Source organism: Marinobacter sp. SS5-14b, from assembly GCF_030541005.1.
Taxonomy (GTDB): Bacteria; Pseudomonadota; Gammaproteobacteria; order Pseudomonadales; family Oleiphilaceae; genus Marinobacter.
This window is the reverse complement of record NZ_JASSVM010000018.1, coordinates 1-10,977: the sequence shown is the minus strand read 5'-3', so window position 1 is coordinate 10,977 and position 10,977 is coordinate 1. Positions and strand designations below refer to the sequence as shown.

At 49.5% G+C, this 10,977-nt stretch carries 8 protein-coding genes and 1 pseudogene; 2 read left to right on the top strand and 7 right to left on the bottom strand.

Annotation, left to right across the window (positions count from 1 at the left end):
• Positions 1 to 382: 382 nt before the first annotated feature.
• The 6 genes and pseudogenes from QPL95_RS18100 to QPL95_RS18075 form a co-directional block, all read right to left on the bottom strand.
• Positions 383 to 2,068, bottom strand: a complete 1,686-nt coding sequence (locus QPL95_RS18100) for a long-chain fatty acid--CoA ligase (protein WP_236040830.1) — start codon at positions 2,066 to 2,068, stop codon at positions 383 to 385.
• A 37-nt stretch (positions 2,069 to 2,105) separates the two neighbouring features.
• Positions 2,106 to 3,704, bottom strand: a complete 1,599-nt coding sequence (locus tag QPL95_RS18095) for a GMC family oxidoreductase (RefSeq protein WP_058091244.1) — start codon at positions 3,702 to 3,704, stop codon at positions 2,106 to 2,108.
• Positions 3,705 to 3,731: 27 nt separating this feature from the next.
• Entirely contained in the window at positions 3,732 to 5,186 is a 1,455-nt protein-coding gene (locus QPL95_RS18090) for an aldehyde dehydrogenase family protein (protein WP_058091245.1), read from the bottom strand.
• A gap of 51 nt (positions 5,187 to 5,237) precedes the next feature.
• Entirely contained in the window at positions 5,238 to 5,573 is a 336-nt protein-coding gene (locus QPL95_RS18575; protein ID WP_345799565.1) for a rubredoxin, read from the bottom strand.
• Positions 5,574 to 5,606: 33 nt separating this feature from the next.
• Positions 5,607 to 5,756, bottom strand: a pseudogene (locus tag QPL95_RS18080) (rubredoxin); the annotation flags it as partial.
• A 137-nt stretch (positions 5,757 to 5,893) separates the two neighbouring features.
• Complete coding sequence (locus QPL95_RS18075) at positions 5,894 to 7,117, bottom strand: alkane 1-monooxygenase (protein WP_197463861.1); 1,224 nt, start codon at positions 7,115 to 7,117, stop codon at positions 5,894 to 5,896.
• Between the two features lie 258 nt (positions 7,118 to 7,375).
• Between QPL95_RS18075 and QPL95_RS18070 the strand changes: the two genes are divergently transcribed.
• Both QPL95_RS18070 and QPL95_RS18065 read left to right on the top strand, forming a co-directional pair.
• Positions 7,376 to 9,958: a LuxR C-terminal-related transcriptional regulator gene (locus QPL95_RS18070; protein WP_226374336.1), complete on the top strand. Its 2,583-nt coding sequence runs from the start codon at positions 7,376 to 7,378 to the stop codon at positions 9,956 to 9,958.
• Positions 9,959 to 9,990: 32 nt separating this feature from the next.
• Positions 9,991 to 10,860 carry an NAD(P)/FAD-dependent oxidoreductase gene (locus QPL95_RS18065; protein ID WP_303292321.1) on the top strand — a complete coding sequence of 290 codons (870 nt, stop codon included), beginning with the start codon at positions 9,991 to 9,993 and terminating at the stop codon, positions 10,858 to 10,860.
• Between the two features lie 11 nt (positions 10,861 to 10,871).
• On the opposite strand, the gene QPL95_RS18060 is transcribed toward QPL95_RS18065, so the two are convergent.
• Positions 10,872 to 10,977, bottom strand: a 106-nt coding sequence (locus tag QPL95_RS18060; protein ID WP_303292322.1) for a transposase domain-containing protein, incomplete at its 5' end; no start/stop codon positions are given.

Below are 10,977 nucleotides of genomic sequence, written 5' to 3'. Positions count from 1 at the left end.
GGCGGCGACAACTTCGCCAGCACGGCGGCTTTACGTTCTTCGGAATAACGAGGCACTATCAACACCTGAACCGCCCAACTGGTTAAAAATTAAGTAGTGCCAACTATCCTGCCAGAGGGGGACTCCCCGCAGAGGCTGATCGCAAATCTTCATCGGTTAGAACTCTAGTGGCATTCAGCCCAACCACCCAGTCGCCTCTACTGTAAACCGGCTCAGATTGAGCGTTGGCCAGGCTCGCAGCAAGTGAAAGTAAAAGGAACGCCACTAACGAGACTTTACTAATTATTTTAGGTTTCATTTTTTATTATCCTTTTTGGTATTAAAACAAATTGGCTTTAGGTAAAACTGCAATTTTTCGTAACACAAATGCCACTCATTGAAGCTAGCTTGCCGGTTTATTGACTAATACTTCCCCATACTCAGAACGCAGCTTGTTTTTTAATACTTTCCCAGTGGCATTGCGTGGCAATCCTTCCACAAAGATCGCGCGATCCGGGATCTGCCACTTGGCGACTTTCCCTTGATAATGAGCAAGAAGTTCCTCCTCAGTAATATTTGCGTCGGGTATTTTTACTGCCAACAGGATCGGTCGTTCGTCCCATTTATCATGGGAGGCCGCCACTACGGCAGCTTCATTGATGGCAGAATGGCCCATTGCGATTCCCTCCAATTCGACTGTAGATATCCATTCACCACCAGATTTAATAATATCTTTTGAGCGGTCACGTATTGTCATAAATCCATCATCATTGATCGAAGCAACATCACCTGTCTCGAACCAACCGTCTTCCTCAAGAGTCTGATTTGGTTCAACACCGAAGTAATCGGCTACCACCCAATGACCACGGATGCGGAGATTTCCCTGAGCAATGCCATCTTCGGGCAGTTGATGGCCGTCTTCACCCACAATTTTGAGCTGCACCCCGTAGGGAGGCCGTCCCTGGCTTTCACGGATTTTGTTTCTTCCTTCCTCCGAAAGAGTATTGTGTTTCGACAGCAGTGCATTGACGGTTCCGATCGGTGATGTTTCTGTCATTCCCCATGCATGGACAACTTCTACGCCATACTTACCACGAAACTCCGACATCATTGAGGGCGGACAAGCGCTACCCCCTATCACCGTCCGTTTAAGCGACTGTGCCGAGGAGCCAAGCTCGTCCAAAGCCGAGAGAAGTCCCTGCCAAATTGTAGGCACACCCAGCGCAATCGTTACGCTTTCTGAATCGATCAGCTTGACCAAACTTTGTCCATCCAGGCCAGGACCAGGCAACACCAGTTTGGCTCCAACCATCGCCGTAATGTAGGGTACCCCCCACGCATTTACGTGAAACATAGGAACAACCGGCATCACCACGTCCCGTGCCGATAAATTCAGTGCGTCGGGTTGAGCAGCTACCAGCGCGTGCAGAACGGTGGAGCGGTGTGAATAGAGCACCCCTTTGGGATTTCCAGTGGTGCCCGATGTATAGCAGAGGCTTGAAGCCTGGTTTTCGGCGATTTCAGGCCAATTCGCGTTAGGCGTTCCTCGCTGGAGAAACTCTTCATAAAACAACAATCCTGGAAATTGCGCTGCAATTTCTTCGTCCGGTTCGGACATCAATACAAATTTCTCAACCGTCTCCAGTCGGTCTCGGATATTTGAAACAATGGGAAGGAACGTTTTGTCAAAGAATATGACTTTGTCTTGAGCATTGTTGATAACGTAAACGAGTTGTTCTGGAAACAGTCGCGGGTTAATGGTGTGACACACCATCCCGCCACCAGAGATGCCAAGGTAACATTCCAGGTGCCCCACGTTATTCCAACAAATGGTCGCGCACCGATCCCCCTGGACATAGCCTGCCGTTCGAAGCGCTGACGCAAGTTGTCGCGACCGCTCCGAAACAGTTGCCCAGTCAGATCGACTGGGATTTCCATCCGTTCCTATCGACACAATCTCAGCGTCTCCATGGTAGCGAGCAGCATGGTCGATCAAGGAATTCACGGTGAGCTCCATGTTCATCATTTGGCCAAGCACGTTTATCTCCTGTCGTTTTTGTAGTTGGTTGACGCGAGTATCTGGCGTCATTAAGGTCCAATGTAGAAGGCATAATCCGGGTTTGAACCTAAACATTTCCCAAGAGGATGTCGGCTGCATTTTCGGCAATCATCATGGTGGGTGCGTTGGTGTTACCGGCAACCAAACTGGGCATTATCGAGGCATCGACAACTCTTAGCCCTTCAATCCCTCTGACTTTTAATTCCGGATCAACGACTGAATCCGGATCCGCGCCCATACGACAAGTGCCAACGGGGTGGTAAATAGTCTCTGCATTTTCCCGGATAAAGTCCGCAATCTGACCGTCCGAAGACACCGAGTTTCCGGGCTTAATTTCTCGTTTACTATGTAAAGCCATTGTTGGTGCCCCGAGTATCCGTCGTCCAAATTTAACGGCCGAGATCATTGTTTTGATGTCTTCGGGGTTACTGAGATAATTGGGTTGAATCAACGGGTCGGCCAATGGGTCAGGGCTTTTGAGACCTATAAAACCGCGGCTTCTGGGCATTAGATCGCAAATATGCAAGGTGTACCCATACCCGGCCATCACTTTTCGTCCATGATCCTTCAGGTAAGTTGGCAAAAAGTGGAATTGCACATTTGGCCGTTCGCACGAGCGCTCGGATTTAACAAAGCCTCCGGACTCGGCAACATTACTGGTAAGAAATCCACGTCGCGCAAAGATATATGAGAATAATGCGCTCACGCCCCGAAACAGGAAACTGGGAGCAACGCCAATGGGCAAACGTGAGTTCGCCGCGTGCATGATCGTAATATCCAAATGATCAACCAGATTCTGGCCGACCTCAGGGAGATGATGCACAAGGGGGATCCCGTGTTTTCCAAGCTCTTCGCTATCACCGATTCCCGAAAGCATAAGTAGTTGTGGTGAATTAACCGCACCACCAGACAATATGACTTCACCGCCGTTATTGAGTCTAAGCTGGCGATATTCGCCCCCCTGGTTCAGTGTCACGCCGACTGCCCGCTTACCGTCCATTACCACCCGGGTTACCCGCGCGTCCGTTAGCACATCAAGATTAGGCCGGTTCTCCGCGACACGCAGAAATGCCTGCGCTGAACTCCAACGGCGACCATTTTTTTGTGTCACCTGGTAGAGTCCCAATCCCTCTTGCGTCTCTCCATTAAAGTCCGTGTTTATCGGGAGCTCTACATGAGGTGCCGCTCGAACAAAATCTCGACTCAACGGATTGACTGATTTGAGTTCACTTACGGTGAGCTCACCGCCCTCCCCATGGTAAGAATCTGCGCCAAAACGTTTATTATCTTCCAGTCGACGAAACAATTTTAAAGCGCGATCCCATCCCCAGAGGTCTGTCCCGGCAACTTGACCCCAGTGGTCATAATCGGCTTTGTGACCTCTGATATAGACCATGGCGTTGATAGAAGAGGACCCGCCAAGTGTTTTCCCACGAGGCCAAAACAGGCGGCGCTCCTTTAGATGTTCTTGAGGTTCGGTTTCAAGAGCCCAATTCAGCTTTTTACTATTGGAAAGGAGTGCTATACCTATAGGCATATGTATGAGTGGATTTTTATCCTTTGGGCCCGCTTCTAGCAACGCTACTCGCTTTGAAGAGTCCGCCGTAAGCCGATTGGCCAATACACAGCCCGCCGATCCCGCACCGACAATAATGTAATCGTACATAATAACTCTCTTATTATTTGATTATGCTCAGCCCAGAATACGAACAGCAGCCTCTATAAGACGCCGGACCCAGGCTGTATAGGGTGGAAAAAGAAGATGCATAAGAGAATGTTTATCCTCCATCAACGCCTTTTCATGCGAAAAAGCGCGGAAACCGTATTCACCGTGTGCCGCCCCTATCCCGGAATTATTAACTCCACCAAACGGCAGACCCGGATGTAGAAAATGCACAACTGTAAGGTTGACTCCTACAGCGCCGGAGCTCGTTCGCTCGATAATATCCGTGGCAAAAGACTCGTTTTTGTCGAATATGTAAAGCGCAAGCGGTTTAGGGTTATCGTTGATTTTCTTGATAACCAGATCAATATCGTCGAATTCAATAACGGGTAAGATCGGGCCGAATAACTCCTCACGTGAAATATCCATGTCGCTGGATACATTTGAAATCAACGTCGGAGCAATAAAATTCTCTTCAGCATCTGTAACACCGCCCTCAAAGACTCTTGCACCTTTGTTTTTGGCATCATCTATCAGGTTTGAAACTCGCTGGAAATGACGTCGATTTACAATCCGGCAATAGTCGGCGGTCGATTTCTGGGCTTCTGGTGTTTTTCCATAGACTCGCCCAATTTCCGTTTTAAGTGCTTCATTGAATTGATCTGCGATATTAACGTGCACAAAAACATGATCTGGGGCGATACAGGTCTGTCCATTATTGGCAAACTTACCCCAGACAATGTTTCTTGCAGCCCTCTTTATGTTGGCATCTGGGCCAACAATGGTCGGGGACTTACCCCCCAATTCCAGCGTCACTGAGGAAAGGTTCGTGGCGGCAGCCTCCATGACCACCTTGCCTACCGCAGGACTGCCCGTGAAGAATATGTGGTCGAAGGGTAAGGCCAACAGTTTCTGCGCTACCGCGGCATCACCCTCAATCACGGAAACCAGATCGGGAGGGAAGGTTTCGGCGACAATGTTGGCAATCACCTTTGAGGTATGTGGTGTCATTTCCGAGGGTTTAATGATGGCTCCGTTCCCTGCAGCCAACGCTGAGACGAGAGGCCCGAGCGCAAGATTGAGCGGATAATTCCACGGTGCAATAATCAGGCACACTCCCTTTGGTTCTGGCCGAACATAAGATTTCGTGCCCAGAACACCAACGGATGCAGCCACTCGCTTCGGACGCATCCATTTACGCAAGTGTTTTTTAGTGTGTCGAATTTCCTGAAGCACCGGCAGGAGTTCAGTTAATTTGACTTCTGGAGCGGGTTTTCGAAAGTCCGCCGCGCAAGCCGCAATGATGTTTGATTCGTGGCGTTTAATTGAATCCCGCAGCTGGTCGAGCTGCGCTATTCGAGCCTCCAAGGTAAAGCTTCCGCGACGCGCAAGTTGTGCCCGCTGTAGGGCCGCGAACGTTGAATCAATCGTATCGCTGGTTGACACATTGGTCACCCCAACCTCCGCCAGACTAGCAATCTGCATTATAAAATCACCTCTTGCCGAACGAGACTGTTGTTATTTTCAATCGGATTACTAGTCTTCATAGAGGACATAGTCCTCTTTTGTGGCACCACAGTCCGGACAGCACCAATCGTCTGGAATATCTTCAAAACGAGTGCCGGCAGGGAAGCCTTCGGCTTCATCTCCGAGAGCTTCATCGTAGATATGGCCGCAAGTGATGCAGACCCACTTCCGATAGGTATCTTTTTGAGTCGAGTCTTTCGGCGATTTTGAAGAGTTAGGCTTGGGTTTCGCTTTGGGCTTTGTTTTATTTTTAGCTGAAGGAGTAGATGCGCCCGTTGCTTTCTGCGATGCTCCCTCGGTCTTAGCTTGGCTGGCAGGGCGGACCGCTGTATTGGTTGCGGACACCGAAAGTTCCGGGTTCGCTTCTTGAAGCGCAACGAAGTCAACCTTATCCCTGACGGCACAGTCTGGACAGGACCAGTCTTCAGGAATTTTTTCCCATGTCGTTCCTGCAGGAAAGCCTTCGTGCGGATCACCAACCACTTCGTCGTATACATAACCACAATCAGGGCATTGATATTTAGCCATCTAGAGCACCTTTCAAACGATATTATTGTCTTTGTTTTGGTAGCGCCCGACGCGCACCCTCTTTCAGGTGCACGTCAGAGGCTCTTTTTCTGCAACGTAAATAAAGTAAACGAGGTATATAAGTTCCGATTAGCCGATCATTTAGCCGCGGCGGTATCGACTGATTCAGAATCAGTCCCACCAAATTTACGCTCATAGAATTCACGCTTGCCGGGTTGAATCTGAATCTTATCGAGATCTCCTTTAGCCCAATCCAGCACCCGGTGGTCCATTATCGAACGAAACCATGAGGGAAACATTGCGGCCAGGAACATCCCGGGATATCCCGATGGTAAGGAAGGCAGGTCTTTGAAGTCGCGAAGCGATTGATAGGACCTTGTAGGATGGGCGTGATGGTCGGAATGTCGTTGCAAATGAAACAGAATCAGGTTCGACATAATATGGTTTGAGTTCCATGAGTGGTGCGGTTGTTGACGCTCATAACGTCCATCCGACATCTTCTCGCGCAGCAATCCGTAATGCTCAATGTAGTTGGCGCTGGTCAGCTGCCACCAGCCAAAGGCCATTTGAATGGGCAAAAAGATCAGCATTAACGGGCCAAAAAACGCCAGCAATCCCGCATAAAGCACAGCGGTCAAAATCATAGGCTGAAGAACTTCGTTCTCCAGGCTCCAGACACTTTTTCCACAACGACTGAGGCGCTGTTCCTCTAAATCCCATGCCCGCTTGAAAGCACCGGGAATTTCACGCAGTGAGAATGAGTAAATGGACTCACCCATGCGGGATGTCGCCGGGTCCATCGGCGTAGCCACATCACGGTGATGCCCCTTATTGTGCTCAATGAAGAAATGACCATATCCGACCACGGCGAGGACAAGCTTCGCCATCCAACGGTCAAACGTTTCTTTTTTATGGCCAAGTTCGTGGCCTGTGTTCAGAGCCAGGCCATTCACGATTCCCAGGGAAAGGGCCAATGCCAGAAACTCGAAAACACTCATTGGTTGCGTGGATACCCACCAGGCACTGACAATCAAGGCGGCATAGTGAATAGGAACCGTCAAGTAGGTCAGTACCCGATAGTAACGATCCTGTTCAAGCCGAGGCACAGCCGACTCGGGGGGGTTTGAAAAATCCTCTCCAAACATGGCATCAATCAAGGGAACTGCGCCATACCAAAGGATCAACACCAATCCGTACCAAATGCTCCATCCAGTCTGGGATACCAAATAAAGGCCAATAAGAGGCGTCGCTGGCCACAGCACAGAAAGGACCCAGAGGTGGCGTTTTCTGTCGACATAACCTTCGGCATCAGGGTCTCTCTGAAGAGACTCTGTTGTTAAGACATTTTCTGACATTGACATTAGGATCACCTTATTGTTTTTCAGCTTGATCATTTTTCTACATTGTGCGAACACCGAGTCCCTCAGGTGAACTGACAAGTTGTAGGCATGAACAGGTTTGGCCAGAACCGGATATCAAACAACTACCCTAAGGGGTAGTTTTCGCACTAGACATCTATCAATATGCTTTCACCCCATAGCGCCCTCGCGTTTCGGGGAGACGAAGCAGGAGATCGGATTGTCATGACCCGCCATAGCTTGGAAGACTGGTGTCGGAGGATGTCTGAAAGGATGTGGGCTCGTCAGTGTTTCATTACTCAAGGGTGTTTAGACCGCTATTGCCTGAGCGCTTCTGCTACGCCTGAATCAAAGGTAGTTCTGTATCGGGCCCCGCCAGGCTATGGAAAATCTGTACAAGTGGCCTTTGCAGCAAACACTCGCGAACTGGAACTTGAGAGCGTCGTTTACATCAATACCCGATCTTTCCCTGACTCATATGGCGTTAATGACAGTTTGTTTGCAGCGTTAGTTTTATATCAAATCGAAGGAGTTGAATCTTGGCGCACGATAAAAAGTGACATCGACACCATCGAAGCTCTTCGAAACGCACTGTGTAATGCAAAAAAGACGATAAGAATTTGCCTTGATGGGATTGGCGAGGCTAAACATACCGCGGATTTGATTGAGGATTTAATCTGTGAAACACCGAGCAATGTGAAATTTTTCATTGCACCGAGTCGCGTCGGGGCGTTGGCGCGTTTGTCTATGATGACGGGTGTTGTAACGTATGGTGCTGATGAACTTGTATTTACAGAAGAGGAGGTTAGTGAATTATCGGGTATGGGTGGCCCCGAAGCCAGCAACATCATAAAAGCCACCGGTGGATGGCCAGCACTTGTCAGGCTTATGTGCCAAACCCCAAACCCAAATCTCCCCGCAGCGACTTGGCCGGAAACTCGCTCGTATTTCAGGGACAACCTCTTAACTGCATTACCCGATAGTACGAGGACCTTTCTTTGCAATGCAGCGATGCTCGAAGTAATCAGCGCTGAATGCTATGGCTATGTCTATAAGACAGAAGAGGCCGACCGGGAAATTACGTTTCTTAACGAACATTATGCTCTTTTAGCTCCCACCGGAACTTCTGGTGATCGTATGGATATGCACCCTGTGCTGCGAGAGTATTTGCGTAGTTTATTTAACACCACCCAACGAGAACGTCGCTCGTATGTACTGAAACGGGTCGCGTTCTGGCATTGGCGTAGGGGAGAGTACCTCCATTCAATCAATGCAGCTCTGGAAGCCAGTGACCATCGTTGGGCTCGCGTCGTAAGTGACAGCATTATTCTGGACGTGGCTCTGAGGCAGGGTGAAATCGAAGTACTTCGCACCTGGTTTGGAAAAGTACCGGCTCGTACGATAAAAAAAATCGCTGCCTTGAGCATAGGTTACGCGTGGATTTTGTATTTCAGCCAACAAGCTCGTCAAGCAGAGGAAATACTGGTTAGTTCGCTTCATCCGAGCTCCAGGGGGGTGGGCAATCTTGATGAGGAAGGATGGCGGGAATTGGTTAATGCGATAGGCAAAGCTACACAGGATGAATTACTGGAGAGTCAGGTTCTCTGTCAAAAATGGATAGACTCCTTTGGCGACCGTAACATGGTTGGCAAAGGCGCAGCACTTACTTGCCAGGCATTCATTGCCTCCAGTGGACGCCATTTTGAAGAGTTGGAGCGATTGTCCCATCGAGCGGCTGTGGCCATCCAGTCATCCAATCAACATTACGCTTTTATCTGGCTTAAAACTGCAGAAATTCAGGCTGAACTGTTCAAGGGTGACATCGCCCGAGCAATGAGTGTGTTGATCCAGGCGAATAAAACAGCAGAAAAGATTCAGGTGCCAAAAACTTTTTTAAATAAAATGTTTGGCACCCTTGAGTTACAAATCCTGCACGAACAGAACCATCACCTGGTTACCCAGGAATCTGCACAGGCTTCGTTCGATTTCGCTTTGAACTATGGCGTTACAGATATTCTGTGGGGGTGTACACAGGCCTACAGCCGTTTTCTGTACCACCAAGGGTTCCGAGATAGAGCCATGGCCTTGTTGGAACAATCCCGCTTAGCCTCCTGCGAGCGAGAGCTCTCTCGTCTAAATATCCTGACTAAAGTTCAGTTAGCTGAGTTTACTCTCCTGAACAACGAGGAATTGGGTCCACCCATACTCCCCGATGAATGTGAGCTGACGTTCCTGCCAAATCAAAACCAGGCCATTCAAGCACGTATGGCCCTGGTAACCTCAATGTATAGACTACGGCTTGGGAAACAGTTTGGTGTCGCCGAAAAATATGCCAAACAAGCACTACAAAGCGCCAGCGCAATTTCAGACGCTAGAACCAGGATCGCCGCCCACTATTGTCAGGCCCTGGCAGCGTTTGCCCTCGGCTCATCAAAATCGGCGAAGCGCATGATTCTTGATGCAAACCTACTTTCGGAACATTTGAACTGTCACTTCACACGGCTCTGGATCAAAGAAGCGCTACTTTCTCTTAGCCCCCTTGCTCAGGATCTTTTTAACGATCTGCCAGACGACTCTGAAGCTAAAGCTACGAAGGATCCCGATGTCAGAATAGAAGACTCCAGCGTGCCACCTGTGCCCGGCAATGCCCACTCAACTATCACGATAAAGCAGATTTCTCTGTTGAAATGCGTAAGCAACGGAATGACCAACAGAGAGATCGCTGAACGGCTTCTCGTGACGGAGGATACCGTCAAATGGCATATGAAGAAGATTTTCAGCGAACTTAAAGTAACCAACCGGGTTCAGGCAGTCACTGAAGCTCGACTGCGCGGACTTTTATAGTGCTACAAAAACAAAAGAGGAATCGAGCGAATATGCAAAAAATAGTTATCATTGGCGCTGGAATAGCCAGCCTGACCGCCGCAGAGGCTCTCCGCCAGAATGGATTCGACGGAACGATTACCATTTTGGGCGAGGAAAACACGCTGCCTTACCAGCGTCCCCCGTTGTCCAAAGCCTATTTGACCTCAGATGAGTTGCCCTCGCCAACTCCGATCCGTTCTCCTAATTTCTTTCGGGACAACAAAGTTGAATTTGAACAAGGCGGTAAAGTAATAGCGCTTGAACGATCGGCAAAGCAAGTAGTGATTCAAGGCGGCAGGAAAATTAAATACGACACGCTGATTTTGGCAACAGGAGCGAGGCCACGTCCTATTGATTTACCTGGTGAGAGCGCAAAAAATGTTTTCTATCTCAGGAATCTTGACCACTCCGCCGCATTACGTAATGCCCTGTTAGCCCCGGAATGCGAGAAGGTGGCCATTCTCGGCGCGGGTGTTATCGGGCTTGAAGTCGCCTCCGCTGCCAATCTACAGGGAAAACAAGTCTCTGTGTTTGAGGCCAACAGCCGAGCGATGTGTCGAGTAGCGTCACCATTAACAAGTAATTTTGTCAGAAACCGCATGGCCTCCGCCGGCGTAATGTTCTACTTCAATGCTAGCGTCAACCAGATTCTCACTGAGGGAGACCGAGTTTCCGGTATCCGTTTGTCCGACGGCACTACGAAACCCGCAGACGTCGTTGTTATCGGTATAGGAGCCATCCCCAATGCTGAACTTGCGCAAGACGCAAACCTGGATTGCGACGGTGGTATTATAGTAGACAGCGGCATGCGTAGCTCTGACCCTGACATATTTGCGATCGGAGATTGCGCTAAAGCCGTCAACGTTTCCACCAATACGTAAGCGTCCGGCCATCACACCTTGTCAGGCGTAGCCGGCTTCCAGTTGTGGGGCAATAGCTCGTCGATGGCGTTGTTTTTCTGCGTCGGCAGGCGCGTCAGCACATCCTTCAGATAGGCA